The 25466-nt window shown below is 70.6% G+C and carries 23 protein-coding genes; 16 read left to right on the top strand and 7 right to left on the bottom strand.

What is annotated here, in order from left to right; genetic code table 11:
* Positions 1-75 precede the first annotated feature (75 nt).
* From HG542_RS26505 to HG542_RS26475, 7 genes are all read left to right on the top strand, one after another.
* Positions 76-1257 carry an MFS transporter gene (locus tag HG542_RS26505; RefSeq protein WP_171085676.1) on the top strand — a complete coding sequence of 394 codons (1182 nt, stop codon included), beginning with the start codon at positions 76-78 and terminating at the stop codon, positions 1255-1257.
* The gene (locus HG542_RS26500) at positions 1226-2419 is read left to right on the top strand and encodes an acetoin utilization protein AcuC (protein ID WP_171085675.1); all 1194 of its coding nucleotides are present in this window, start codon (positions 1226-1228) and stop codon (positions 2417-2419) included. Before HG542_RS26505 ends, HG542_RS26500 begins: the two co-directional genes overlap by 32 nt.
* A gap of 3 nt (positions 2420-2422) precedes the next feature.
* On the top strand, positions 2423-3259 hold the full coding sequence (locus HG542_RS26495; RefSeq protein WP_373313214.1) for a phosphatase: 837 nt from the start codon (positions 2423-2425) through the stop codon (positions 3257-3259).
* A 128-nt stretch (positions 3260-3387) separates the two neighbouring features.
* Positions 3388-3597 carry a helix-turn-helix domain-containing protein gene (locus HG542_RS26490; RefSeq protein WP_067299677.1) on the top strand — a complete coding sequence of 70 codons (210 nt, stop codon included), beginning with the start codon at positions 3388-3390 and terminating at the stop codon, positions 3595-3597.
* Between the two features lie 110 nt (positions 3598-3707).
* On the top strand, positions 3708-3806 hold the full coding sequence (locus HG542_RS26485; protein WP_003948845.1) for a 30S ribosomal protein bS22: 99 nt from the start codon (positions 3708-3710) through the stop codon (positions 3804-3806).
* 203 nt (positions 3807-4009) lie between these two features.
* Positions 4010-5056, top strand: a complete 1047-nt coding sequence (locus HG542_RS26480; protein ID WP_171085674.1) for an NAD-dependent epimerase/dehydratase family protein — start codon at positions 4010-4012, stop codon at positions 5054-5056.
* Between the two features lie 14 nt (positions 5057-5070).
* The gene (locus tag HG542_RS26475; RefSeq protein WP_171085673.1) at positions 5071-6099 is read left to right on the top strand and encodes a lysophospholipid acyltransferase family protein; all 1029 of its coding nucleotides are present in this window, start codon (positions 5071-5073) and stop codon (positions 6097-6099) included.
* A gap of 184 nt (positions 6100-6283) precedes the next feature.
* On the opposite strand, the gene HG542_RS26470 is transcribed toward HG542_RS26475, so the two are convergent.
* The 4 genes from HG542_RS26470 to HG542_RS26455 form a co-directional block, all read right to left on the bottom strand.
* On the bottom strand, positions 6284-7480 hold the full coding sequence (locus HG542_RS26470; RefSeq protein ID WP_171085670.1) for a DUF5667 domain-containing protein: 1197 nt from the start codon (positions 7478-7480) through the stop codon (positions 6284-6286).
* A gap of 213 nt (positions 7481-7693) precedes the next feature.
* Positions 7694-8494: an ECF subfamily RNA polymerase sigma factor, BldN family gene (locus tag HG542_RS26465; RefSeq protein WP_171085668.1), complete on the bottom strand. Its 801-nt coding sequence runs from the start codon at positions 8492-8494 to the stop codon at positions 7694-7696.
* A 416-nt stretch (positions 8495-8910) separates the two neighbouring features.
* A complete protein-coding gene (locus HG542_RS26460; RefSeq protein ID WP_171085665.1) occupies positions 8911-9858 on the bottom strand; it encodes an HAD family hydrolase in 948 nt (315 codons plus the stop codon).
* A gap of 89 nt (positions 9859-9947) precedes the next feature.
* Positions 9948-10226 carry a glutaredoxin family protein gene (locus HG542_RS26455; protein ID WP_171085663.1) on the bottom strand — a complete coding sequence of 93 codons (279 nt, stop codon included), beginning with the start codon at positions 10224-10226 and terminating at the stop codon, positions 9948-9950.
* 407 nt (positions 10227-10633) lie between these two features.
* Between HG542_RS26455 and HG542_RS26450 the strand changes: the two genes are divergently transcribed.
* The 6 genes from HG542_RS26450 to HG542_RS26425 all read left to right on the top strand — a co-directional run bounded on the left by HG542_RS26450 (position 10634) and on the right by HG542_RS26425 (position 17061).
* Positions 10634-11413, top strand: a complete 780-nt coding sequence (locus HG542_RS26450; RefSeq protein ID WP_171085661.1) for a redox-sensing transcriptional repressor Rex — start codon at positions 10634-10636, stop codon at positions 11411-11413.
* Entirely contained in the window at positions 11410-12828 is a 1419-nt protein-coding gene (locus HG542_RS26445; RefSeq protein WP_171085658.1) for a glutamyl-tRNA reductase, read from the top strand. The genes HG542_RS26450 and HG542_RS26445 overlap by 4 nt, the downstream gene beginning before the upstream one ends.
* Positions 12825-13790: a hydroxymethylbilane synthase gene (gene hemC / locus HG542_RS26440; protein ID WP_171085656.1), complete on the top strand. Its 966-nt coding sequence runs from the start codon at positions 12825-12827 to the stop codon at positions 13788-13790. The genes HG542_RS26445 and hemC overlap by 4 nt, the downstream gene beginning before the upstream one ends.
* Positions 13787-15436 (top strand): bifunctional uroporphyrinogen-III C-methyltransferase/uroporphyrinogen-III synthase, encoded by a 1650-nt coding sequence (locus HG542_RS26435; protein ID WP_171085654.1) that lies wholly within the window; start codon positions 13787-13789, stop codon positions 15434-15436. The genes hemC and HG542_RS26435 overlap by 4 nt, the downstream gene beginning before the upstream one ends.
* Entirely contained in the window at positions 15433-16437 is a 1005-nt protein-coding gene (gene hemB, locus HG542_RS26430; RefSeq protein ID WP_171085652.1) for a porphobilinogen synthase, read from the top strand. Before HG542_RS26435 ends, hemB begins: the two co-directional genes overlap by 4 nt.
* Before the next feature lie 138 nt (positions 16438-16575).
* Complete coding sequence (locus tag HG542_RS26425; RefSeq protein ID WP_171085650.1) at positions 16576-17061, top strand: ATP-binding protein; 486 nt, start codon at positions 16576-16578, stop codon at positions 17059-17061.
* Positions 17062-17082: 21 nt separating this feature from the next.
* Here the strand turns inward: HG542_RS26425 and argS are convergent, their stop codons facing one another.
* A complete protein-coding gene (gene argS / locus HG542_RS26420) occupies positions 17083-18840 on the bottom strand; it encodes an arginine--tRNA ligase (protein WP_171085649.1) in 1758 nt (585 codons plus the stop codon).
* Between the two features lie 161 nt (positions 18841-19001).
* Between argS and lysS the strand changes: the two genes are divergently transcribed.
* Positions 19002-20738, top strand: a complete 1737-nt coding sequence (lysS, locus tag HG542_RS26415; protein WP_171085647.1) for a lysine--tRNA ligase — start codon at positions 19002-19004, stop codon at positions 20736-20738.
* Positions 20739-20801: 63 nt separating this feature from the next.
* Here the strand turns inward: lysS and HG542_RS26410 are convergent, their stop codons facing one another.
* Positions 20802-21521, bottom strand: coding sequence for a hypothetical protein (locus HG542_RS26410; RefSeq protein ID WP_171085645.1), 720 nt, complete (start codon positions 21519-21521; stop codon positions 20802-20804).
* Positions 21522-21662: 141 nt separating this feature from the next.
* Positions 21663-22514, bottom strand: coding sequence for a hypothetical protein (locus tag HG542_RS26405; RefSeq protein ID WP_171085643.1), 852 nt, complete (start codon positions 22512-22514; stop codon positions 21663-21665).
* Between the two features lie 159 nt (positions 22515-22673).
* On the opposite strand from HG542_RS26405, the gene HG542_RS26400 reads away from it, so the two are divergent.
* Together HG542_RS26400 and HG542_RS26395 are read left to right on the top strand one after the other, a co-directional pair.
* Positions 22674-23867, top strand: coding sequence for an RtcB family protein (locus HG542_RS26400; protein ID WP_171085641.1), 1194 nt, complete (start codon positions 22674-22676; stop codon positions 23865-23867).
* Between the two features lie 161 nt (positions 23868-24028).
* Complete coding sequence (locus HG542_RS26395) at positions 24029-25462, top strand: alkaline phosphatase family protein (RefSeq protein WP_171085639.1); 1434 nt, start codon at positions 24029-24031, stop codon at positions 25460-25462.
* Positions 25463-25466: the final 4 nt, after the last annotated feature.

The raw sequence follows: 25466 nt of genomic DNA, 5'->3' as shown, positions 1-25466 counted from the left end.
AGTAGGACGCCGCCGAACTAATTGTGATAGCCGCAGGCCCTGGTCATCGACCGGGGCCTGCGGCATTTTTGCGTTATGCCATCCCACATACGGCACGGCCGGCTCGCCCTCACCGTCAGCTTCTGTGTCCAGGGGGTCGTCTTCGCCCTCCTCGTCACCCGGATCCCGGCGCTCAAGGAGCAGTACGGGATGTCCGACGGGCTGTTACCCGTCTTCCTCGCTGCCGTGCCCGTCCTGGCCGGGGTGGGCAGCGTGGTCACCGAGCGCCTGGTGCGAAGAGTGCCGCCCGCGTACGTACTGCGCTGGGTGCAGCCCGTCGTCTGCCTCGCGCTGCCGGCGGTGGCCCTCGGGGACCGGTTGTGGCAAGCAGCGTGCGGGCTCGGGGTGTTCGGGCTCGCCGTAGGCGCTCTGGACGCATCGATGAACATGCTCGGGGTGAGCCTGCAGCGGGCGTACGGGCGCAGCATCATGCTGGGCTTTCACGCCGCGTACAGCCTCGGCGGGATTGTCGGGGCGTCGCTCGCATGGCTGGGGGCGCACCAGGGGCTGTCGTTGGCCCGGCTGGACGTGCCCGTCGTCGCCGTCGTCATGCCGGCGGCGTTCATCGCGAGCCGGTGGTACGTCGTCCGTACCGCCGCGGTCGCGGGCCCCGGACCGGGGCAAGGGACGTCCGCGCCCAAAGCCGCTCGCGGGCTGTTGCCCCTCTGCTTCGTCATGACCTTCGCCTATATCGGTGATTCGACGGTCTCCAACTGGAGTGCCACGTACCTGCATTCGGTGCTGCACGGTTCCGAAGAGCTTGCGACCGTGCCCTACAACGTCTATGTGGCGACCACGCTCATCGGTCGTTCGCTCGGGGATCTGACGGTGCGGCGATTCGGCGCGGTGGCCGTCGTCCGGGCCGGGGCCGTGGTTGCTGCGGGCGGTTTTGCCGTGGTGGCGGCGGCACCCGGGGCGTGGGTGGGGGTAGGCGGGTTCACCCTTTTGGGGATCGGACTGTGCGTCATCGTGCCGCAGATCTTCGCCGCCGCCGAGGACGATGCCGCCGTGGCCCGGCTCAATGTCTTCAACTATGTGGGATTTCTGCTCGGTTCACCCCTCGTGGGTGCCGTGGGCGAGGCGTGGAGTTATCGCGGGGCCATGTGTGTGCCGATGACACTCGTTCTTGCAACGTTGTTGTACGTCCGCTCGTTCGGGGTGTTGCCCGAGCGATACGGTGACGGTCATGAGCGGCCGCGCACAGCTGATGTGGGATGAGGCAGTAACGGGCTACGACTTCGGTCCCGGGCATCCGATGGATCCGGTGCGGCTGGCGTTGACCATGCGTCTGGTGGAGGCCTTCGGGCTGGACAAGGCGGTGCGGGTCGTGGCGGCTCCCCCGGCGGGGGAGTCGACGCTGCGGCTGGTGCACCGCGAGGACTACATCGAGGCCGTGCGGTCGGCCTCGGCGGATCCCGGAGCGGTGCCGCATGCCGACCCCGCGGCGTTTCTCCCTTATGGAATCGGGACCACCGATGTGCCGGCCTTTGCGGGCATGCACGAGGCCTCGGCTCTGATCGTCGGTCAGTCGGTGGCCGCGGCCGAGGCGGTGTGGAGCCGGGAAGCGGTCCATGCGGTGAATTTCGCGGGCGGGCTGCATCACGCCATGCCGGGTGCCGCATCCGGATTCTGCGTCTACAACGACGCGGCCCTGGCCGTGGCCCGGCTGCTCGAGCTGGGGGCCGAGCGGGTCGCGTACGTCGACGTGGACGTGCACCACGGCGACGGGGTGCAGGCGGCCTTCTGGGAGGACCCGCGCGTGCTGACGATCTCGTTGCACGAGCACCCCAGAACCCTTTTCCCGCAGACCGGTTGGCCCGAGGAGACGGGTGCACCGGGTGCGGAGGGCAGCGCGGTGAACGTGGCACTGCCGGCGGGGACCGGCGACGCCGGGTGGCTGCGCGCGTTCCATGCCGTGGTGCCGGAGCTGCTGGCCGCGTTCCGGCCGCAGGTGGTGGTGAGCCAGCACGGCGCCGATACGCACTTCGACGACCCGCTGGCGCATCTGGCGGTGTCGCTGGACGCGCAGCGGATGGCGGCGGAAGCGTGCCATGCGCTGGCGCATGAGCATGCCGGCGGACGCTGGGTCGCGTTGGGCGGGGGCGGGTACGCGGTGGCGGAGGTGGTGCCGCGGTCGTGGACGCATCTCGTGGGGATCGCGGCCGGGCGGCCGGTGGATCCGGAGGCGATGGTGCCGGAGGAGTGGCGGGGCGAAGTGTTCCGGAGGACGCGGGAGTTGGGGCCGTTGCGGATGACGGATGGGCTGGAGCCGGTTTGGCGGGACTTCGGGGAGGGCGGGTACGACCCTGCGGACCGGGTGGACCAGGCCGTGCTCGCCGTGCGGCGTGCGGTGTTTCCGGCGCACGGGCTGTTGCCGTAGGCCATGGGTACCGGCCTGCCCACAACCGGCGGCGGGTCCGCCCTCCGTGACCACCTGGTCTCCGCGCGGCTTGCCGGGGTCGTGGCGACCTCGCGGGAAGGGAGTCTCCGGCGCTACCGGGCCTTCGCTGCCGGGGATCCGCGGGTGCTGATCGGTCTTGAGCCTGAATATGACTGGCGCTTCGAGGACTTGTTGCGTCTGATGAGCAACAGGTGTGGGGTTTCGGCCGATCCCCAGCACACTTCCGGGCAGGATGTGATCGATCCGGAGCGGACGATCGTGGCACTCGGTGCCTTCGCCGAGCGGCTCGCCGCGGTGGCCGGGCGGCGTGGTCCGGTGCTGCTCGGGACCGGTCACCCGCACAGGCTCCTGGACTTCTACGCCGCGTTGGCCGCCGGCCTCTCGGCGGCGGGATGCGAAGTCCTCACCCCGGCGCAGGGTCGAAGTGTCGACATAACGACCCGGTTTGGGGTACGCACTTACCACCTCGAGTACGTCCGAGGAGTCGCGCTGATGCGTGAACCCGGCGCGCGGGCGTCGGGGAGTGAGCCGGGCGCGCATACGCATTCACCCCTCCCGGTTCGGATCGCTCTGGCCGCTGCGGCCGACGCCGGCGGACCCCTGCCCGACCTGGTCATCGGCGACCACGGGTGGCTCTGCGGGGCAGGTCAGCTGGGCATCGAGGCCATCGGTCCGGCCGACACGGACGACCCCGCTCCGTTCGTCGGGGAGGCCGAGGGGACGGTGTCCGTCGCCGTTCCGCTTGATGACACTGTGCGGTCTGATTACTACCGACCGCTTACTCGCTATGTACTCAATCGAGCGTGTCTGTCACAGTAGGCGGCCGATGGCTGCTCCTCTTCCCCACTCGCATCACCCGCCCCTACTCTGGGGAGTGAGCGCGCAGCGACGAGGAGTCACCGGAGGGGAAGCCGGTGCGCGTCATGTGCGGAAGGTTCAGGTGTGTCATGGCTGCTGGCGAAAGGCCTCTCAACGAGGTCGTGTTCCTGACCGTGGCGGAAGTCGCCGCGGTGATGCGAGTGTCCAAGATGACCGTGTACCGCTTGGTGCACAGCGGTCATCTGCCGGCGATCCGGGTGGGCAGGTCCTTCCGGGTCCCAGAGCAAGCGGTGCACGAGTACCTCCGAGAGTCCTACGTGGGGGTGGAAACAGCCTGACGGGGGCCTCGGATTACGCTGTTCGCCCGGTGCCGGGTAGGCTGGCCCGATGTAGGTCGTGTGGGCTCGGACGCCCCGCACCGAGTGAATCGATGTAAGCGAGGGTAGTCGTGGGCTCTGTTATCAAGAAGCGGCGCAAGCGGATGGCCAAGAAGAAGCACCGCAAGCTGCTCAAGCGCACGCGCGTTCAGCGTCGCAACAAGAAGTAAGCGGCACGCCGCTGTGCTCGTCCCGCAGCCCTTCCACCGTTCCTGGTGGGAGGGCTGCGGTGCATTGCGGTGCGTGAGCCCTTCGCTACGGCTTGAAATGTCGCCCTGTGCAGCGGGCGGCCATCACAGTGCAACAACGACCCGCTACGGTGGCCGCGGCAGGGCACTTCTGGTCGGGTGAGGGTGGAAGGAAGGCGCTGATCTTGGGGAAGGTCGTGCTCGTCACCGGAGTCGCACGGCAACTGGGCGGCCGTTTCGTCCGCCGCATCCTGCGCGAGCCCGACGTCGACCGTGTCATCGGAGTGGACGCGGTGCCACCCGAGCACCGCCTGGGCGGGGCCGAATTCATACGGGCGGACATCCGCCACCCCACGATCGGCAAGCTGCTGGCCGAGCACGCCGTGGACACCGTCGTGCACATGGACGTCAGCGGCACCTCGCTGGCCAAGGGGGGCAGCCGGGCCGCGGTCAAGGAGACCAACGTCATCGGCACCATGCAGCTGCTCGGGGCCTGCCAGAAGACCCCCTCCGTCAAGCGGCTCGTGGTCAAGTCGAGCACCAGCGTCTACGGCTCCGCGCCCCGCGACCCCGCCGTCTTCACCGAGACCACCCCGCCCAAGTCCCTGCCCAGCGGGGGCTTCGCGAAGGACACCGTCGAGGTCGAGGGCTATGTGCGCGGCTTCGCGCGCCGCCGGCCCGATGTGGCCGTGTGCGTGCTGCGGTTCGCCAACATCCTGGGGCCCTGCGCCGATTCGCCGCTCGCGGAGTACTTCTCGCTGCCCGTCCTGCCCACGGTCCTCGGCTTCGACCCCCGGCTGCAGTTCGTCCACGAGGACGACGCGATCGAGGTGCTGCGCATCGCCACCGGCGAGCCGGCCCGCTCCACGCTCAACAGCGGCACCTTCAACATCGCGGGAGACGGCGTTCTGCTGCTCTCCCAGGCCGCCCGGCGGCTCGGGCGCCCCACCCTCCCCTTCTTCCTGCCCAGTGTCACCTGGGTGGGCTCGGTGCTGCGCTCGGTCGGGGTCCTGGACTTCTCGCCCGAGCAGGTCCGGCTGCTCACCCACGGACGGGTCGTCGACACCGCGCAGATGCGCGAGACACTGGGCTTCCACCCCCGCTACTCCACCGCGGACGCCTTTGCGGACTTCGCCCGCAGCCGTGGCCCGGGACTGCTGCCGCCCGAGACCCTCGCCCGTACCGTCGACCGGATCGCCGCGCTAGTGCCTGCCGGCCGCGGCCAGAACTGAGGAGCGCACCCACCATGGCGGATGCGAAGGTCATCCCGTTCGGCGACGATCCACGGGCCAAGCGCAGGCCCAGGCGGCCGGCGCGGGGCCGGGCCGGCCGGGCGGCCGCACCGCTCGCCCCCGTACCGGTGCAGCGGGAGGAACCGCAGCAGCCCGCCGACGCACAGTCGGCGCCGTCCGGTGCGGCGCAGGCCCCGGAGGAAGGCGGCTGGGACCGGCGGCTGGCGCACGGGCTGAGCTTTCTGCGGCGGCGGATCACCGGCGAGTACGAGGTCGACGACTTCGGCTTCGACGAGGAGCTCACCGAGCAGGTCGTCATGTCCGCGCTGCGGCCGGTCTACGAGAAGTATTTCCGGGTCGAGGTGAAGGGCCTGGAGAACGTCCCCGACAAGGGGGCGGCGCTGATCGTCGCCAACCACTCCGGGACGCTCCCGTGGGACGGCCTGATGCTCCAGGTCGCGGTCCACGACCACCACCCGGCCGCGCGGCACCTGCGGATGCTCGCCGCGGACCTGGTCTTCCGGCTGCCGGTCGTCAACGAGCTCTCCCGCAAGCTCGGGCACACCCTCGCCTGCACGGAGGACGCCCAGGGGCTGCTGGAGCGCGGGGAGTTGGTGGGGGTGATGCCGGAGGGCTTCAAGGGGATCGGGAAGCCCTTCTCCGAGCGGTACAAGCTGCAGCGCTTCGGACGGGGCGGGTTCGTCTCCACGGCACTGCGTGCCGGGGCGCCGATCGTGCCGTGCTCGATCGTAGGGGCGGAGGAGATCTACCCCATGGTCGGCAACGCGAAGACGGTGGCGCGGCTGTTCGGCTTCCCCTACTTCCCGCTGACGCCGACCTGGCCGTGGCTCGGCCCGCTGGGCCTGGTGCCGCTGCCGACGAAGTGGACGATCCAGTTCGGCGAGCCCATCCCCACGGACGGGTACTCGCCGGAGGCCGCGGACGACCCGATGCTGATGTTCAACCTCACGGACCAGGTGCGGGAAACGATTCAGCACACGCTGTACAAATTGCTTGTGCAGCGCCGTTCGGTGTTTTTCTGACTCGGGGCGCCCGGACCGACGGACGGAGTCCGGCGCAGTCGTCCGAAGCCTGCGAAGCAGTGCGAGGGCGACGAGAAGCGGGGCCAAATTGCTCGTGCAGCGGCGGTCGGTGTTCTTCTGAGTCCGAGGGAAGAACACCGACCGTCGCTCGACAGGCCGTTTTCTGCTTGCTGCTTGCTGCGTGCTACTTGTCGTCCTGGCCGTGGATGCCGAGCCCCGGCAGGACGTCCGGGGGCAGCAGCGGCGGGATGACGATGGGCGGCTTGCCGGGCTGCTTGCCGTCCTTGCCCGGCGAGCCGGGCGACGCGCCCGAGCTGTCGGGCGCGGGCTGCAGCAGGCCCGTACCGCCGAGGAGCCCCTCGCCCTCTTCGTGACTGCTCGGGGCGGACGAACGCGGGCTGCTGCTCGGGTGCTTGCCGTCGCTCGTCGACGGGGACTGCGGGGCGGGCGCGGAACGGCCCGCGCTGCCTCCGGCGTGCGGCGAGGCGCTGCCCCGCTCCGGAGCCGCGTGCCTGCCCTTGGACTGGTGCAGCAGGCCCTGCAGCGGCTCGACCTCATCGTCTATGGCGGTGAAGACCGAACTGACCTTGTCCCCCACGTCGGTGAGCGGGAGGGGCAGCCGCTCGCGCAGCTGGCTCCAGCCCTCGCGGTGCGAGGCGGCGAAGGAGGACAGCCGCCGGATGGGGCCCAGGGAGCCGTCGCGCTTGTAGGCGGCGTGGAGCAGGCGGTGGCCCTCGGCCGCGTCCTGCTGCATGCCGAAGAGGGTGCGGCGGATCTCGTTGAGCGACTCGTGGTCGAGGTGGCCCTGGCGGCCGCGCTCCATGAGGCGGCGGGCCTCGGCGAGGCGCGTCGACGCCTGGTCGAGGAAGAGGCCGCCGCGGTCGGCGTCGCTGTCGGCCATGCCGAGCCTGAGATCCTCGATGCCGCGCTTGAGCCCGTAGAGGGTGTCGCCCGGCAGGGCGTTGGAACTCGCCGACGCCACACCGCCGAACGCCCCCGCCGCCACGCCCACCGTGAGGCCGCCGGCCGCGAGCCCCTTCGACCAGCGGGAGCGCGGCCGGAGCCGGCCCAGCGGCAGGGCCCGGTGGGCGCCCCGGCCGGCCGCCGCGCCCTCGCGCGGCTGGGGGACCGCGGTGCCGCCGCCCGCGAACTGGCTCTCCATGGCGGCGATCAGCTGGGCCCGCTGGACGGTTTTCACCTCGGGATCCAGCTCGGGGGCCGGCAGTTCGCCGAGCCCGTCCGCCAGGGCCAGCATCCGGGCCTGTTCGGCGTCCTCCGCCGGTGGTCCGGGCCGTGCAGCCGCCGCGCCCTGGAGGTCCTGGTCCTCCAGGGCCTGGGCGAAGGCGTTCGCCCGCCGGTGCGCCGAAACATTCGCGATCACGGGCGGCACCTCCTCTCGTCATGACGGTCGACTCCCCTGGACACCAGTAGGGTTGCACGCCTTGAGGGCATCCACTCGAACGAGTGAGTAGACAGGGGTTGGGCGCGACCTCGGGAAGTCTGCATCCCGGACAACGAGTGGCGCGGCAGTCGGGTTACGCGGACGCGGTGACGTCGCGGAAGCGTTCGGGGGCGGGGGAAGGAACACACGGTCTCAGCGGGCGTCGTCCGGCAGAAGTCTGGCCAGGGTGCGCACGGCCCGGTACTGCAGGGTCTTGATGGCGCCCTCGTTCTTGCCCATCACGCGGGCGGTCTCGGCGACCGAAAGTCCCTGCAGGAAACGGAGGGTGACGCATTCCTGCTGCTGCGGATTGAGTTTGCGCACCGCCTCCAACAGGGCGGCGTTGGAAAGGGATTCGAGGACGGAGTCCTCGGGGCTGCGCTCGACCTCGTTGGCGTCGAGCATCTCTCCCGTGGTCACTTCGAGCCGGAACCTTGACGACTTGAAGTGGTCGGCGACGAGGTTGCGGGCGATGGTCACCAGCCAGGCGCCGAAGTCGCGGCCCTGCCAGGTGAAGGTGCCGATGCGGCGCAGGGCGCGCAGGAACGTCTCGCTCGTGAGGTCCTCGGCCGTGGCCCGGCCGCCCACGCGGTAGTAGATGTAGCGGTAGACGGTGTCGGCGTACTGGTCGTAGAGCCGGCCGAAGGCCTCGGCCTCGCCGGCCTGGGCGCGCTCGACCAGGTCCAGCATGCGCGCGCTGTCGCTGTCGGCGCTGGGGCGGCGGGTGGTCGTGGTCGCGGCGGCACCGCCGCGGCGGGCTCGTCTGCCGACGGCCGCGCTGCTCTCGGCGAGGGCGTAGAGGGGACCGGCCGGGCCGCCGTTCCCTACGGCCGGGCCGGGTGTGGCGAGGGCGGGGACGGCATACGCGGTGGGGACGAAGCCGCGCAGACGGTCGACGACCGCTGCGCGCAGCGTAGCCAGGCCCGAGGCGTCAACCCCGACGTGTGGGTACACGGGACTCCCAGAGGCAGAGCTTCCATCACGTGCAGTGCGGGACCGTTCACTCGCCGTGGGGACAAGTGGGTACCGGTTTGCGTCTGAGGAGAATAACCCTTCGTACAGGCAGCGCTACACCGAGTTGCTCAAATCATCGTTTCCATGCGTTCTGAGCCCGATTGCTGCTCGATCAAATATCGAACTCTGAACGGAAGTTGACCAGATTTGCCGATGGTGTGGCCGATTCGGCAGCGTGTTGTGGCAATCCGGACACGCCAGGACTGTCGTGGGCCATGTGGGGGTATGACAACAGGATTGCCTGAGGGGTGAAATCGGTTACCGCCCGTGGCGAGGAGGCGCGCCGGGGCTGTCGCCCGATGTGGTGACGGTGCGGCAACCCCGGGGGGACGGCCCGGAGTTGCGCCCGCGGGGTGTCAGCGGCGGCGCCGGTGCAGGGCGACGGCTGCCGCCGCGCCGCCCGCGAGGGCGCCCACGGCTGCTGCCGCGGGGATGCCGATCTTCGCGGCCTTGCGGCCGGTCCGGTAGTCGCGCAGCCGCCAGCCGTGCTCGCGCGCGTGCTTGTGCAGCCGGCCGTCGGGGTTCACCGCATAGGGGTGGCCGACGATCGACAGCATCGGGATGTCGTTGTGGGAGTCGCTGTAGGCGGCGCAGCGCGAGAGGTCCAGGCCCTCGGCGGTGGCGAGGGCGCGGACGGCCTCGGCCTTGGCCGGGCCGTGCAGCAGTTCGCCGACGAGCTTGCCGGTGTAGACGCCGCCGACGGACTCGGCGACGGTGCCCAGCGCGCCGGTCAGGCCCAGCCGGCGGGCGATGATCGTGGCGGTCTCCACCGGGGCGGCGGTGACGAGCCAGACCTTCTGCCCGGCATCCAGGTGGGCCTGGGCGAGGGCGCGGGTGCCGGGCCAGATGCGCTCGGCCATGTACTCGTCGTAGATCTCCTCGCCGATGGTCATCAGCTCGGAGACGCGGTGCCCCTTCACGATGGACAGCACGCTGTCGCGGGCGTCCTGGATGTGTTCGGGGTCCTCCATGCCGGCCAGCCGGAAATAGGCCTGCTGCCAGGCGAAGCGGAGCAGATCGCGCTTGCCGAAGAAGTGCCGCTTGTAGAGGCCGCGTCCGAAGTGGAACATGGCGGCGCCCTGCATCACGGTGTTGTCGAGGTCGAAGAAGGCGGCCGCCTTTTCGTCGCCCGTGACCGGGAATTCCGGCTCGGGCTGCGCGGGGGTCTCCGGCTCGGGCGGGGCGGACGCCTCGTCGCTCTCCTGGGCGGACTTGCGGGCTGCTTCTGCCGAGGCCTCGCCCGCCAGCACGCTGCGGGCGGTGGCGGAGCGCTTGCGGGAAAGGAGCCATCCGAGTGCGGCCATGCCGTGAGCATAGCCAGTGTGTTCGGGGTATCCGGAGCCGGGACGATGCGATGGCGTGAACACTGCGTATCGGAACGGCTACCCGGCGGCTATCCGCCGAGGGCCTTGCGCAGCCTGTCCGGATTCACTCGCCAGAAGTCGTGCTGTTCACCGTCGACGAGGACGACCGGAATCTGTTCCCAGTACTTACGGTGCAGTTCCGCGTCCTGCTCGATGTCCTTCTTCTCCCAGCGCGCCCCCAGTTCGCCGCAGACCCGCTCGATGACGGCCTCGGCGTCGTCGCACAGGTGGCAGCCGGGCTTGCCGATCAGAGTGACGATGGAATCGGCGGGATTCTTGCGGGCGCTACGGCGCAGCAGCGGGCTCATGTCCGTCATTGTGCCGGTTGCTGCCGCTGTGCTGCCGGTGCCGTCGGCGCGCGATCGTCCCGCGATCGTCCTGCGGAACTCCCGCCGATGTCCGGGACGGTGAATTCGGATGCCTGAGTCGACTACCATCGTGGGCGTTTTGTCCGAAGAGGCAGCAGTGCGGTGAGGAGTGAACGCCCGTGTCCCCGTCGACGCACCTGTGGTGCGCGTGTGGCCTGTGTGACGGTCGCAACGGCGCGGGCATTGGTTCCCGGATCGGACCTAAAGGCCGCGTGAGCCCGGTCACTTTGCCCGGACAAAGCGGACACCATCTTTGTGCACGCGTTCACAAAGGCATAGCCTGCGTTCGACGGGGCGGTCCTGGGACGAGGCGCCGCCTGCAGCCCCGCTCTACCCGCAGGAGCACCGTGGCAACTGGCCGAACTCACCGACCGGCGACCCGAAGCCGAGGGATTCCCGAGGCCACCGTCGCCCGGCTACCGCTGTATCTGCGTGCGCTGACCGCGCTCTCCGAGCGCTCGGTCCCCACGGTCTCCTCCGAGGAGCTCGCGGCCGCGGCGGGCGTCAATTCCGCCAAGCTCCGCAAGGACTTCAGCTACCTCGGCTCCTACGGCACCCGCGGTGTCGGCTACGACGTCGAGTACCTCGTCTACCAGATCTCCCGCGAGCTCGGCCTCACCCAGGACTGGCCGGTCGTCATCGTCGGCATCGGCAACCTCGGCGCCGCCCTGGCCAACTACGGCGGCTTCGCCTCCCGCGGCTTCCGCGTCGCGGCCCTGATCGACGCCGACCCCGCCATGGCCGGCCGGCCGGTCGCCGGGCTGCCCGTGCGGCACACCGACGAACTCGAGTCGATCATCCGGGACAACGGCGTCTCCATCGGCGTCATCGCGACCCCCGCCGGTGCCGCGCAGCAGGTCTGCGACCGGCTCGTGGCGGCCGGGGTCACCTCGATCCTCAACTTCGCGCCCACCGTGCTGGCCGTGCCGGAGGGCGTGGACGTCCGCAAGGTCGACCTGTCGATCGAGCTGCAGATCCTCGCCTTCCACGAGCAGCGCAAGGCCGGCGAGGAGACCACCGCGCCGTCCGGTGCCGGGGCCGCCGCCGCGGCGGCCGTGGCCGCGCGCCCTGCCGCGGGCGGCAGAAAGGGACCGGAGGGGGACGTCCCCGCCGTGATGCCGGCATGAGCCTCCTGGTCGTCGGACTGAGCCACCGCAGCGCGCCCGTGAGCGTGCTGGAGCGGGCCGCGCTCGCGCGCGAGACGCAGGCGCGTCTGGTGCACGACACGCTGGCCGCCGAGCCCGCCACCGAGGCGGCCGTGCTCGCCACCTGCAACCGCATCGAGCTCTACGCCGACGTGGACAAGTTCCACGCCGGTGTGGCCGAGCTGTCCACGCTGCTCGCCCGGCACTCGGGCGTCGGCCTGGAGGAGCTCACCCCGTACCTGTACGTGCACTACGAGGACCGGGCCGTCCACCACCTCTTCTCGGTGGCGTGCGGGCTGGACTCGATGGTCGTCGGCGAGGGCCAGATCCTCGGCCAGATCAAGGACGCACTCGCCCTCGGCCAGGAGCTGCACACCGCCGGGCGGCTGCTGAACGACCTGTTCCAGCAGGCGCTGCGGGTGGGCAAGCGGGCCCACAGCGAGACGGGCATCGACAAGGCGGGCCAGTCCCTGGTCACCTTCGGCCTGGAGCGGCTCGCCCGCGACGTGCCGGTGGCCGACTGGGTCGCGGGCAGGCGCGCCCTGGTCATCGGCGCCGGCTCGATGTCCTCGCTCGCCGCCGCCACGCTCGCGCGCGCGGGCGTGGCCCATGTCGCCATCGCCAACCGCACGCTGGAGCGCGCCGAGCGACTCGCGCAGATCCTCACCGAACCGGGCGCCTCCGGCGGTTCCGGGGGCCTCACGGCCTCGGCAGTGGGGATGGCCGCCGTGGCCGGCGAACTGGCGCTCGCGGACATCGTGGTGAGCTGCACGGGTGCAACGGGCCTGGTGCTGACGGCGGACGACGTCCGGGACGCGCTGGCGGCCCGCGGGGCCGCAGACGCCTCCGCCGACGCGGAGGATCCGGGCCCGTCGGCCGCCCGCCAGGGCGACGGCACTGCTCTCGCCCTCCTCGACCTCGCCATGCCCCGCGACATCGACGCCGCCGTGCACCGCATCGGCGGCGCCCGGCTCGTCGACATCGAGACCCTGGCCGAGGCCTCCGCGGACGCGCCCATGGCCGCCGACGTCGACCAGGTGCGCGGCATCGTCTCCGACGAGGTCGCCGCCTTCGGCGCCGCGCAGCGGGCCGCGCACATCACGCCGACCGTGGTCGCCCTGCGCACCATGGCCGCCGGTGTCGTGGCCGGCGAGATGGCACGGCTCGACGGGCGGCTGCCCGGCCTGGACGACAAGCAGCGCGCGGAGATCACGCAGACCGTGCGCCGCGTCGTCGACAAGCTCCTCCACGCGCCCACCGTGCGGGTCAAGGAGCTCGCCTCCACCCCCGGCGGCGCCGGCTACGCCGACGCGCTGCGGGAACTCTTCGACCTCGATCCGCAGGCCGTGGCTGCCGTCAGCCGCGCCGACACGCGGACCTCACGGGAGCCGTCATGAACGACACCACCACACCGCTGCGCCTCGGCACCCGCCGCAGCAAGCTGGCCATGGCCCAGTCGGGGCAGGTCGCCGAGGCCGTGCAGCAGCTCACCGGCCGCCCCGTCGAGCTGGTCGAGATCACCACGTACGGCGACGTCTCGCGCGAGCACCTCGCGCAGATCGGCGGCACCGGCGTCTTCGTCTCCGCGCTGCGCGACGCGCTGCTCGCGGGCGAGATCGACTTCGCCGTGCACTCGCTGAAGGACCTGCCCACGCAGCAGCCGGACGACCTCGCGCTCGCCGCGATCCCGGCCCGGGTGGACCCGCGCGACGTGCTGGTGGCCCGGGACGGCCTCACCTTCGAGGAACTCCCGGACGGAGCGCGCATCGGCACCGGCTCGCCGCGCCGCATGGCGCAGCTCAACGCCTGGGCGCGCACGCTGGGCCGGCGGATCGAGACCGTGCCGATCCGCGGCAACATCGACACCCGGCTCGGCTATGTCGCCAAGGGCGAGCTGGACGCCGTCGTGCTCGCCGCCGCCGGGCTCACCCGGATCGGCAGGATCGACGAGGCCACCCAGTTCCTGGAGCCCGACGCAGTTTTGCCCGCCCCCGGCCAGGGGGCCCTGGCGATCGAGTGCGCCGCGACCAACGCACCCCTCGCCGCGACGCTCGCCGAGCTCGACGACCCGTACACGCGGGCCGCCGTGACCGCCGAGCGTTCCCTGCTCGCCGCCCTGGAGGCCGGCTGCAGTGCACCCGTGGGTGCACTGGCCGACCTTCTGGCCGTCGGGCAGGTTGTCACCGAAATGCGCCTGCGCGGCATCGTCGGCACCACCGACGGTTCCACGCTGGTGCAGCTGTCCACCACCGGTCCCGTGCCGGCGTCCAGCGAAGAGGCAGTTGCCATGGGGCAGTTGCTCGCCGCGGAGATGCTCGACAAGGGTGCGGCCGGTCTTATGGGGGAGCGAGCACTTTGAACCCCACCGCCCCGAACCACCCCACGCACGGGCACGTCACCTTCCTCGGTGCCGGACCCGGAGACCCGGGACTGCTGACGCTGCGCGCCGTGGAGGCGCTGGCGGCAGCGGACGTCCTGATCGCCGATCCGCAGGTGCTCGACGTGGTGCGCACGCATGCGCGCGCCCATGTGGACATGCCTGCGCAGACGGTTACTGACGAGGCATCAAAAACCGCGGACATCCCTGTACTCAGGGACACGGCCAATCTTGTCATGACGGCCGCGCGCAGCGGCAAGCGGGTCGTCCGTGCGGTTCTCGGCGACCCCGGGCTCGACGGCAACGCCGCCGACGAGATGCTGGCCTGCGCCGACAACGGCATCACCTTCGAGGTGGTGCCGGGCGTCGCCACGGCCGTCGGCGTGCCCGCGTACGCCGGTGTGCCGCTGCGCGACGGGCAGGGCGGCGACGTCCGGTTCGTCGACGCCCGCACCGCCACCGCCACCTGCTGGAGCGAGGTCGGCGCGAGCGAGACCACCGCGGTCGTCTCCACCACGCTCGACGCGGTCGTCGCGGCCGCCGGCGAGCTGGTCTCCGCCGGACGCAAGCCGGATACGCCGCTGAGCGTCACCGTCGCCGGCACCACCACCCGCCAGCGCACCTGGACCGCCACCCTCGGCACGGTCGCCCAGGTGCTCAAGGCCGCCAAGGTGCTGCCCTCGCCGGACGGCGGGCAGCCCGTCATAGCCGTGGTCGGCGAGCGCAGCGCGGCCGAACAGCGCGACCGGCTCTCGTGGTTCGAGTCCAAGCCGCTCTTCGGCTGGAACGTTCTCGTCCCGCGTACCAAGGAGCAGGCCGCCTCGCTCTCCGACCAGCTCCGCTCGTACGGCGCCGTGCCGCAGGAGGTGCCGACGATCGCCGTCGAACCGCCGCGCACCCCGCAGCAGATGGAGCGCGCGGTCAAGGGCCTGGTCACCGGCCGCTACGAGTGGATCGCCTTCACGTCCGTCAACGCCGTCAAGGCGGTGCGCGAGAAGTTCGAGGAGTACGGGCTCGACGCGCGCGCCTTCGCCGGCATCAAGGTCGCGGCCGTCGGCGAGCAGACCGCCAGGTCGCTGATCGAGTTCGGCGTCAAGCCGGACCTGGTGCCCAGCGGCGAGCAGTCGGCCGCCGGCCTGCTGGAGGACTGGCCGCCCTACGACCCGGTCTTCGACCCGATCGACCGCGTCTTCCTGCCGCGCGCCGACATCGCCACCGAGACCCTGGTGGCCGGCCTGATCGAGCTCGGCTGGGAGGTCGACGACGTCACGGCCTACCGGACCGTGCGCGCCTCGCCGCCGCCGGCCGAGACCCGCGAGGCGATCAAGGGCGGCGGTTTCGACGCCGTGCTGTTCACCTCGTCCTCCACCGTGCGGAACCTGGTCGGCATCGCCGGCAAGCCGCACAATGTCACCGTCATCGCCTGCATCGGACCGGCCACCGCGAAGACCGCGGAGGAACACGGCCTGCGGGTGGACGTGCTGTCGCCCGAGCCCTCGGTGCACAAACTCGCCGAGGCGCTCGCGGAGTTCGGCGCGGCCCGGCGCGACGCGGCCCTGGAGGCCGGCGACCCGGTCACCCGCCCGAGCGAGCGACGGCCCGGATCGCGCAGAAGGGCACGGAGTTGAGCACGACGTACGGAACCTTCCCCGGATCGCGGCCGCGGCGGCTGCGCACCACGCCCGCCATGCGGCGCATGGTCGCGGAGCACCGGCTGCACCCGGCCGACCTGATCCTTCCCGCCTTCGTGCGGGAGGGCATCTCCCAGCCGGTGCCGATCTCCGCCATGCCGGGGGTCGTCCAGCACACCCGCGACACGCTGCGCAAGGCCGCGGCCGAGGCGCTGGAGGCGGGCGTCGCCGGGATCATGCTCTTCGGCGTGCCCGAGGACGCGAAGAAGGACGCCCTCGGCACCGCCGGGACGGACCCCGACGGCATCCTCCAGGTCGCCATCCGCGACGTGAAGGCCGAGGTCGGCGACGAGCTCGTCATCATGTCCGACCTCTGCCTGGACGAGTACACCGACCACGGCCACTGCGGCGTGCTCGACGAGCAGGGCCGCGTGGACAACGACGCGACGCTCGAGCGCTACGCCGAGATGGCGCAGGTCCAGGCCGACGCGGGCGTCCATGTGGTGGGCCCCAGCGGCATGATGGACGGCCAGGTCGGCGTCATCCGCGACGCCCTCGACCAGACCGGGCACGAGGACGTCTCCGTCCTCGCCTACACGGCCAAGTACGCGTCCGCGTTCTACGGGCCCTTCCGCGAGGCCGTCGGCTCGTCCCTCAAGGGCGACCGCAAGACCTACCAGCAGGACCCGGCGAACGCCCGCGAGTCGCTCCGCGAGCTGGAGCTGGACCTCGCCGAGGGCGCCGACATGGTGATGGTCAAGCCGGCGCTGCCGTATCTGGACGTGCTCCAGCGGGTCGCGGACGCCGTGGACGTGCCGGTGGCGGCGTACCAGATCTCCGGCGAGTACGCGATGATCGAGGCCGCCGCCGCCAACGGGTGGATCGAGCGCGACCGCGCGATCCTGGAGGCCCTCACCGGCATCAAACGGGCCGGCGCGAACATGATCCTGACGTACTGGGCGACCGAGGTCGCCCAGGGGCTGAAGCAGGGCCTGTAGCAGGAGCCGTGGGGGATGGCGGGCCGAAAGTGCCCGTCACCCACACAGGTTGAGTCTCCGGGAATCGGGCTTGATCCGGCGTTCGCAAACCAACATGACTACTGTGCGTGTCAGGATGCTTACGCTACGGAGGCGTGCATGAGTCATGATCCCGAACTCACGGATGACTGGGAGTACACGCTCCAGGTCCCTCCCGACCCCATGGCGCCATGCATCGCACGGCGCACCCTGCGCACCATCTTCGAGGAACACGGATTCCTCGAACTGGCCGACACCGCCGAGCTGCTGACCTCCGAGCTCGTCACCAACGCCTACCGCTACAGCGACGGCCCCGCCTCCGTCCGCGTCAAACGCGAGGGCGACCGCGTACGCGTCGCCGTCTGGGACACCAACCCCCGCCTCCCCGCACTCGACACCGTCTCCCTCCCCGACGCCGAGACCGAGGCCGAACAGGGCCGCGGACTCGGGCTGGTGCAGTGGTGCGCCGACAGCTGGGGCGGATTTGCCCTCCGCGACCAGCCCCAGGGGCTCGTCGGCAAGCTCATCTGGTTCGAACTCGGAGCCGAAGTGGACGCCGGTGTGCGACAGGGCCCCTCCCGATCCGGGAAGGGCCCTGTCGTATAAGGAAGTTGAGCAGCGGTTCGCCTACAGGCGCTCGGGCGTCCGCAGGCCCAGCAGCGCCATACCCTGCCGCAGGGTGCGCGCCGTCAGGTCGCACAGGAACAGCCGGTTCTCCACGAGCTCCGCCGACTCCGCCTTCAGCACCGGGCACTGGTCGTAGAACGTCGTGTACGCCGACGCCAACTGGTACAGATACGCGGCCAGCTTGTGCGGCTCGTACGTCTCCGCGACACCGGTCAGGGTCTCCGCGAACTCGTCCAGGTGCAGCGCCAGCGCCCGCTCCGCCGGGGCCAGCGCCAGCTCCGGGTGCGCCTTCGGGGCGACCTCGCCCGCCTTGCGCAGGATCGACTGGATACGGGCGTACGCGTACTGGAGGTAGACGCTGGTGTCACCGTTGAGCGAGACCATCTGGTCCAGGTCGAACTTGTAGTCGCGGATCGCCGACGTCGACAGGTCCGCGTACTTCACCGCACCGATGCCCACCTGCGCGGCACGCTCGGCGATCTCCTCCTCGGACAGGTCCTGCGCCTTCTCGCGCACCACCGCCGCCGCACGCTCCACGGCCTCGTCCAGCAGGTCCTCCAGACGCACCGTCTCGCCCTCGCGGGTCTTGAACGGCTTGCCGTCCTTGCCCAGCACCGTGCCGAACGCCAGCTGCACGGCCTTCACTTCACCGTTCAGCCAGCCCGCCCGGCGGGCCGTCTCGAAGACCATCTTGAAGTGCAGCGACTGCCGTGCGTCCACCACGTAGACCAACGTGTCCGCGCCCAGCTCCTGAACCCGGTTGCGGATCGCCGACAGGTCCGTCGCCGCATAGCCGAAACCGCCGTCCGACTTCTGCACGATCAGCGGCACCGGGTTGCCGTCCGGGCCCTTGACGTCCTCGAAGAACACGCACAGCGCACCCTCCGAACGCACCGCCACGCCGGACTCCTCCAGCAGCCGGCACGTCTCCGCCAGCATGTGGTTGTAGCCGGACTCGCCGACCACATCCGCATCCTCGATCTTCATGTCCAGCTTGTCGAAGACCGAGTAGAAGTAGAGCTTCGACTCGTCGACGAACCGCTGCCACAGCGCGAGGGTCTCCTCGTCACCCGCCTGCAGAGCCACCACCCGGCGGCGCGCACGCTCCTTGAAGTCCGCATCCGCGTCGAACAGCGCACGCGAGGCCTTGTACAGACGGTTGAGGTTCGACATCGCCTCCTCGCCCGCGGCCTCCCGGCCCTCGTGGTCCAGCTCGTGCGGGTGCTCCAGCAGGTACTGGATGAGCATGCCGAACTGGGTGCCCCAGTCGCCGATGTGATGGCGGCTGACCACCTTCTCGCCCGCGAACTCCAGGATCTTCACGACCGCATCGCCGATCACCGCCGACCGCAGATGACCGACGTGCATCTCCTTCGCCACGTTCGGCTGCGCCCAGTCGATGACCGTCGTGCCCGGCTTCTCCTTCACCGGCACGCCCAGCCGCGCGTCCGCGACCCGCGCCGCCAGCGTCTCGACGATCGCCCGGTCCGAGAGCGTGATGTTCAGGAAGCCCGGACCCGAGACCTCGATCTCCTGGATCAGATCACCCGCCGGCAGACCTTCGACGACCTTCGCCGCCAGCTCCCGCGGGTTGCCCTTGAGCTTCTTCGCCAGCGCCAGCATGCCGTTGGCCTGGAAATCCGCCCGGTCGCTTCGTCGCAGCAGCGGGTCGGCGGAACCGGCCTCCGGCAGAGCGGCCGAGAGGGCGTCCGAGATGCGCTGCTGGAGCGTGGAAGCGAGAGAGGGAACCGAAGCCATGGGATGGGTGCCATTCCGGTAGACGGCATTGTGGTGATGGCACCGAGTATCCCATGCGCCCACCACGCCACCCCGGGAATTCCCGGCCCCCCGGGCAACCCCGGAACCCGTGCCGCCGTCTGGGACAATGGTCATGCCAGGACCGTCAGGAAGGAAGTGCCGTGGCTCAGGTGCAGAGCAATGAGGCCGACTGGGTCTCCCGATTCGCCGACGAGGTCATCGCCGAAGCGGAGCGCCGTGCCCCCGGCAAACCGATCGTCGTCGCCTCGGGCCTGTCGCCCTCCGGCCCGATCCACCTGGGCAACCTGCGCGAGGTCATGACCCCGCACCTGGTCGCCGACGAGATCCGCCGCCGCGGCCACCAGGTCCGTCACCTCATCTCCTGGGACGACTACGACCGCTACCGCAAGGTCCCGGCCGGCGTCCCCGGCATCGACGAGTCCTGGGCCGCCCACATCGGCAAGCCGCTCACCTCGGTGCCCGCCCCGGCCGGCTCCGAGTACCCCAACTGGGCCGAGCACTTCAAGGCCGCCATGGTCGCCTCGCTCGCCGAGCTCGGCATCGAGTACGACCCCATCAGCCAGACCGAGCAGTACACCTCGGGCGTCTACCGCGAGCAGATCCTGCACGCGATGAAGCACCGCGCCGACATCGACGCGATCCTCGACCAGTACCGGACCAAGGACAAGGCCACCGGGAAGCCGAAGCAGCAGCAGCAGAAGCCCGTCGACGAGGCCGAGCTGGAGGCCGCCGAGGGCTCCGGCGCCGCCGCCGAGGACGACGGCAGCGCGGGCACCGCGGGCTACTTCCCGTACAAGCCCTACTGCGGCGCCTGCGAGCGCGACCTCACCACCGTCACCGGCTACGACGACGAGACCACCGAACTCGCCTACACCTGCGTGTGCGGCCACTCCGAGACCGTCCTGCTCAGCGAGTTCAACCGCGGCAAGCTGGTCTGGAAGGTCGACTGGCCCATGCGCTGGGCCTACGAGGGCGTCGTCTTCGAGCCCTCCGGCGTCGACCACTCCTCGCCCGGCTCCTCCTTCGTCGTCGGCGGCCAGATCGTCCGCAAGGTCTTCGGCGGCGAACAGCCCATCGGCCCCATGTACGCCTTCGTCGGCATCAGCGGCATGGCCAAGATGTCCTCCTCCAAGGGCGGCGTCCCCACCCCCGGCGACGCACTGAAGATCATGGAAGCGCCGCTGCTGCGCTGGCTCTACGCCCGCCGCAAGCCCAACCAGTCCTTCAAGATCGCCTTCGACCAGGAGATCCAGCGGCTCTACGACGAGTGGGACAAGCTGGAGAGCAAGGTCGCCGACGGCACCGTCCTCCCCGCCGACGCCGCCGCCCACAGCCGCGCCGTCCGCACCGCCGCCGGCGAGCTGCCGCGCACCCCGCGCCCGCTCCCGTACCGCACGCTCGCCTCCGTCGCCGACATCACCGCCGGCCACGACGAGCAGACGCTGCGCATCCTCAGCGACCTCGACCCCGGGAACCCGGTCACCACTCTCGACGAGGTCCGCCCCCGGCTCGACCGCGCCGAGCACTGGATCAACACCCAGGTCCCGGCCGAATCCCGCACCATCGTCCGCGAGGAGCCCGACACCGAGCTCCTCGCCTCCCTCGACGACCAGGCCCGCGAATCGCTGCGGCTGCTGCTGGAGGGCCTCGACGACCACTGGTCGCTCGACGGGCTCACCACGCTCGTCTACGGCGTGCCCAAGGTCCAGGCCGGCCTGGAGCCCGACGCCAAGCCCACCCCCGAGCTCAAGGTCGCCCAGCGGTCCTTCTTCGCCCTGCTCTACCACCTGCTGGTGAGCCGGGACACCGGCCCGCGCCTGCCCACCCTGCTGCTCGCCGTGGGCGCCGACCGCGTGCGCAAGCTGCTCGCCGCGTAAGGCCGCCGCTCAGGCAACGGAGAAGGGCCGCCCCGAGGGGCGGCCCTTCTCCGTTGTCGCCTGCTACTTCTTGTTGGCGTTGCCCACCGCTGTCACGACCTGCTTGGCCGCGTCCTGGGCGTTCTTCGTCATGTCGCCGGCGTCCGGCGTCTTCGCGCCCTCGTAGCCCGCCCCGCTGTACTTCAGGGTGATGACGACGTTGGCCGTACGGGTCACCACCGTCTCGTTCTGGAAGTCGTTGTCGTCCTTCTTCGTCTGCGACGAGACGGTGGTGGCCTCGTCGCCGATGCCGGACGTCTTCTCCGACTTCGCGTCCTTGGCGCCGTCCGCCGTGGTCGCCGCCGTCGCCTGCTTCGCGGCGAAGTCCGCGGCACGCTTCTCGCCCGTGCCGAGGGTGGGGTCCGAGGCGAATCGCTTCAGCGAGACCGTCAGCGAACGGAACTGCTGGTTCTTGACGTCCTCGGAGTTCAGGCCGCTCCAGAAGCAGCTCGCCGAGTCGTTGACGTCACTGGAGGGCAGCGCCTTGCCCTCCTTCTTGTCCGCCTTCGGCACCAGGTTGTCGATGGCCTTCTCGTCGAGGGTCTTGCAGACCTCCGGCAGCTTGGCGAACGTCGCCGCCTTCACCGTCGGCGTGGCGTTGGGCGTCGCCGACTGGGACGGCTTGCCCGATTCCTTCTTCTCGCCACCGCCCCCGCCCGACGAGCAGCCGGTGGCGACGAGCATCACCGGTACTGCGGCGCAGGCGAGAATTCGGGCGAGTCGCGGGGCTGTACGTCGGTGCATGGGTCCTTCGCTCATTCGGTGGGAAGTTGTCGCGTGGAGTTGTCGCGTGGGAGATGTCGCGCTACGCGGCACGGTACGCGGCCCGCGCCCGGCACAGGCCCGATCGGGGCGGTACTCGCCGGGGCGGTGCGCCGAAGTGCGCTAATTGCCGAAGTGCCCCGCGTCGAGCTCGCGGGCCAGGCCGTGGGCCTTGCCCTGCAGGTCCTGGGCGGACGGCACGTGCTGCTTGTCCGTCGACCACTGGTCGTACGCGATCGTCACCAGCACATTGGACGACCGGAAGACGACCGTCACATCGCGGTGCACGCCCGAGGCCGCGGTGGCCAGCCGGTCGTCGATGAACGCGTCGTCCCCGAGATCGTCGAGCGTCCGGGGGGCCAGGGCCGGATCCGCGGAGGGGGAGGCGGAGGCCGAGGCCGAGGGGGACGCGGCGGGGGACGCCGACAGCTGCGGGCCGGGCGCGTTGCCGCTGCTCGCGCTTGTGCTCGGGGAGGGGGCGGAGGCGCTCGCGGAGGGCGAACCGGAGGCCGCCGGGATGTGCGCGGCGCCCGCCTGGCGCGCGTAGAGCTCCTGGGCGCGGGCCTCGTCGCTCACGCCCGGCTGGTACGACACCACGCGCTCGAAGTCGACCGACAGGTGCCGGGCGCCGTCCGGCGACTCCACCTTCCAGCGGCAGCCGACGCGGCGGTCGGTGTCGTAGGTGATCGTGGGCTGGCCCTTGTAGAGCTTGTCGGCGCCGGCATCGTCGTCGTCGGTCGCGGCCGCGCCGTCCGGCAGCATCCGGCGCAGCGTGTCCCGCCCGACGTAACTGCACGGCTCGGGGAGGCTGTGGTACTTGCCCGGCTGCCCGGCGGGCGCCGAGGCCCCCGAGTGACCCGGCCTGGCGTCGTCGGCCCCGCCCGTGGCACCCGACCGCGAGCTGCACCCCGCGAGCCCGGCCGCGAGCACGATCGCGGCCAGTGCGGCTGCCGGTGCATACGCCCTGTGCTGCACTGTCCGTGGCTCCCTTCGCCGAAAACTGGTTGCCCCCGCACGGCGGCGGCCGGGAACAATGTCTACCGCACGGGCCGCCGCGCCCGCCGGTTCGCTGTCGCGGATGAGCGGTTGGTCCGTCTTTTGCTTTATCGCCATTTTCGGGGGAATGAGGAAGGTATGTCGTACACCGAGGTGCCCGGCGCCCGGGTGCCCATCCGCATGTGGGCGGATCCCGCCACGGTCGAGCCGGTCGCCATGCAGCAGCTGCGCAACGTCTCCACCCTGCCGTGGATCGAGGGCCTGGCCGTCATGCCCGACGTCCACTTCGGCAAGGGGGCGACGGTCGGCTCCGTGATCGCCATGCGCGGAGCGGTGTGCCCGGCTGCGGTCGGCGTGGACATCGGCTGCGGCATGTCCGCGGTGAAGACGTCGCTGACGGCGAACGATCTCCCGGGCGACCTCTCCCGACTCCGGTCGCGGATCGAGGAGGCGATCCCGGTCGGCTTCGCGATGCACGACGACCCGGTCGACCCGCGCCGGCTGCACGGTCTGCCGACGGCGGGGTGGGACGACTTCTGGGGGCGGTTCGACGGGGTCGCGGAGGCGGTCAAGTTCCGTCAGGGGCGGGCGCTGAAGCAGATGGGGACGCTTGGCGGAGGAAATCACTTCTGCGAATTTTGCATCGATGGCCAGGGGTCGGTCTGGCTCATGCTGCACTCCGGCTCCCGGAACATCGGCAAGGAGCTGGCCGAGTATCACATTGGGCGGGCTCGGAAGCTGTCGCACAACCAGAATCTGGTTGATCGTGACCTCGCCGTCTTCCTGGCGGGCACCCCGGAGATGGCGGCCTACCGGCACGACCTGTTCTGGGCGCAGGAGTACGCGCGGCACAACCGCGAGATCATGATGGCCCTGTACAAGGATGTGGTCCGCAGGGAGTTCGCGAAGGCGAAGGTTACCTTCGAGCCGGTCATCTCCTGCCACCACAACTACGTGGCCGAGGAGACATACGAGGGTGTCGACCTGCTCGTGACCCGCAAGGGCGCGATTCGTGCGGGTGGCGGCGAGTACGGCATCATCCCGGGCTCGATGGGCACCGGCTCGTACATCGTGCGCGGCCTGGGCAACGAGGCGTCGTTCAACTCCGCGTCGCACGGCGCCGGTCGGCGGATGAGCCGCAATGCGGCGAAGAAGCGATTCTCCGAGCAGGACCTGGCGGAGCAGACGCGGGGCGTCGAGTGCCGCAAGGACCGCGGCGTGGTCGACGAGATCCCGGCTGCGTACAAGCCCATCGAGCAGGTCATGGAGCAGCAGCGGGACCTCGTCGAGGTCGTGGCGAAGCTCAAGCAGGTTGTGTGCGTGAAGGGTTGACGGACCCGGGCGGCCGGAAGGCTGCCCGGACGGCCAACACCTGCCCCGTTACGGTCAGTTGACACAACGTTCACTCCATCCCCCCTCCCCCCGACGCATACGCGCCCCCAGAGTCGGAATGGTCACTCTGTGGCTTCACCCGACTCCAGGGAGGGACGATCATGTCTGATCTGACCCGGCGCAGACTTCTCGGAACGGCGGCGGGCGTGGCCGGTGGCGGGGCGGCGGTGGCGTTGTTGCCGCCCAGTGTGCAGCGGGCCGTGGCGGCGGGGGCCGTTGCGGGCGGTTCGCTCAGGGACGTGAAGCATGTGGTCCTGCTGATGCAGGAGAACCGTTCGTTCGACCACTACTTCGGCACCCTCAAGGGCGTCCGCGGCTTCGCCGATCCGCATGCGCTGAAGCTGCCGAACGGGCGCAGTGTGTTCCATCAGCCCGACAAGGAGAATCCCAAGGGGTACCTGCTGCCCTTCCATCTCGACACGCGCAAGACGAGCGCGCAGGCGATCCCGTCCACGAGCCACGAGTGGGGTGTGCAGCACGAGGCGTGGAACGGCGGGAGGATGGACCGGTGGTTGCCGGCGCACCGCAGACCCGATGCGGACGGGAAGGACGCCCCGTATGTGATGGGGTACCACACGCGCGAGGACATCCCCTTCCAGTTCGCGCTCGCCGAGACGTTCACCGTCTGCGACAACTACTTCTGTTCGGTCTTCGGGCCGACCTGGCCGAACCGGCTGTACTGGATGACGGGCACGATCGATCCGGGCGGGACCCGGGGCGGTCCCGTCGTCGACAACACCGCGCCGTCGCCGTACCGCTGGACCACGTACGCGGAGCGGCTGCAGGCGGCGGGGGTCAGCTGGCGGGTGTACCAGCAGGAGGACAACTACGGCACGAACATGCTGGAGGAGTTCCGGCAGTTCAAGCACCTGAAGCCGGGCAATCCGCTGTACGAGCGGGGGGTGCGCAAGACGCCGGAGGGGACGTTCGAGGCGGATGCCCGTAACGACCGGCTGCCGACCGTGTCCTGGATCCTGCCCACGGGGCACCAGTCCGAGCACCCGGACTACCTGCCGGCGGCGGGTGCGGACTTCGTGGCGAAGAAGATCGAGGCCATCGCCGAGAATCCGGAGGTGTGGCGGAAGACGGTCTTCATCCTCAACTACGACGAGAACGACGGGCTGTTCGACCATGTGCCGCCGCCGGTGCCGCCGAAGGGGACGAAGGACGAGTATGTGAAGGGGCTGCCGATCGGCGGTGGGTTCCGGGTGCCGTGTCTGATCGTCTCGCCGTGGACGGTGGGCGGCTGGGCGGCGGGCGAGGCCTTCGACCACACCTCGACGCTGCGGTTCCTGGAGCGGGTGACGGGGGTGCGCGAGCCGAACATCAGCGCCTGGCGGCGGCGGACCTTCGGGGATCTGACGTCGGCGTTCGGGTTCGGGGCGCCGGCCGGGAAGGCGCCGGGCATTCCGGGCGACACCGCGGAGCAGTTGCGGCAGGCGGAGTGGGAGGTCTCGCATCTGCCGAAGCCGAAGCTGCCGGGGGCCGATCAGCACGAGCCGCGGCAGGAGCCGGGGACCCGGCCGCGGAGGTGAGGAA

It is taken from the genome of Streptomyces morookaense (assembly GCF_013030945.1).
In the GTDB taxonomy this organism is placed as follows: Bacteria; Actinomycetota; Actinomycetes; order Streptomycetales; family Streptomycetaceae; genus Streptomyces; species Streptomyces morookaensis.
The sequence above is the reverse complement of the archived record's forward strand: the minus strand, read 5'-3'. Positions and strand labels throughout refer to the sequence as shown.

Bases quoted from the DNA above. Each gene is read 5' to 3' on its own strand.
- HG542_RS26425 (WP_171085650.1), top strand. From the start codon at position 16,576: ATGAGTCATGATCCCGAACTCACGGATGACTGGGAGTACACGCTCCAG.
- HG542_RS26475 (WP_171085673.1), top strand. From the start codon at position 5,071: ATGGCGGATGCGAAGGTCATCCCGTTCGGCGACGATCCACGGGCCAAG.
- HG542_RS26395 (WP_171085639.1), top strand. From the start codon at position 24,029: ATGTCTGATCTGACCCGGCGCAGACTTCTCGGAACGGCGGCGGGCGTG.
- HG542_RS26505 (WP_171085676.1), top strand. From the start codon at position 76: ATGCCATCCCACATACGGCACGGCCGGCTCGCCCTCACCGTCAGCTTC.
- HG542_RS26400 (WP_171085641.1), top strand. From the start codon at position 22,674: ATGTCGTACACCGAGGTGCCCGGCGCCCGGGTGCCCATCCGCATGTGG.
- HG542_RS26490 (WP_067299677.1), top strand. From the start codon at position 3,388: ATGGCTGCTGGCGAAAGGCCTCTCAACGAGGTCGTGTTCCTGACCGTG.
- argS (WP_171085649.1), bottom strand. From the start codon at position 18,840: ATGGCTTCGGTTCCCTCTCTCGCTTCCACGCTCCAGCAGCGCATCTCG.
- HG542_RS26445 (WP_171085658.1), top strand. From the start codon at position 11,410: ATGAGCCTCCTGGTCGTCGGACTGAGCCACCGCAGCGCGCCCGTGAGC.
- HG542_RS26455 (WP_171085663.1), bottom strand. From the start codon at position 10,226: ATGAGCCCGCTGCTGCGCCGTAGCGCCCGCAAGAATCCCGCCGATTCC.
- HG542_RS26410 (WP_171085645.1), bottom strand. From the start codon at position 21,521: ATGCACCGACGTACAGCCCCGCGACTCGCCCGAATTCTCGCCTGCGCC.
- HG542_RS26495 (WP_373313214.1), top strand. From the start codon at position 2,423: ATGGGTACCGGCCTGCCCACAACCGGCGGCGGGTCCGCCCTCCGTGAC.
- HG542_RS26460 (WP_171085665.1), bottom strand. From the start codon at position 9,858: ATGGCCGCACTCGGATGGCTCCTTTCCCGCAAGCGCTCCGCCACCGCC.
- hemC (WP_171085656.1), top strand. From the start codon at position 12,825: ATGAACGACACCACCACACCGCTGCGCCTCGGCACCCGCCGCAGCAAG.
- HG542_RS26500 (WP_171085675.1), top strand. From the start codon at position 1,226: ATGAGCGGCCGCGCACAGCTGATGTGGGATGAGGCAGTAACGGGCTAC.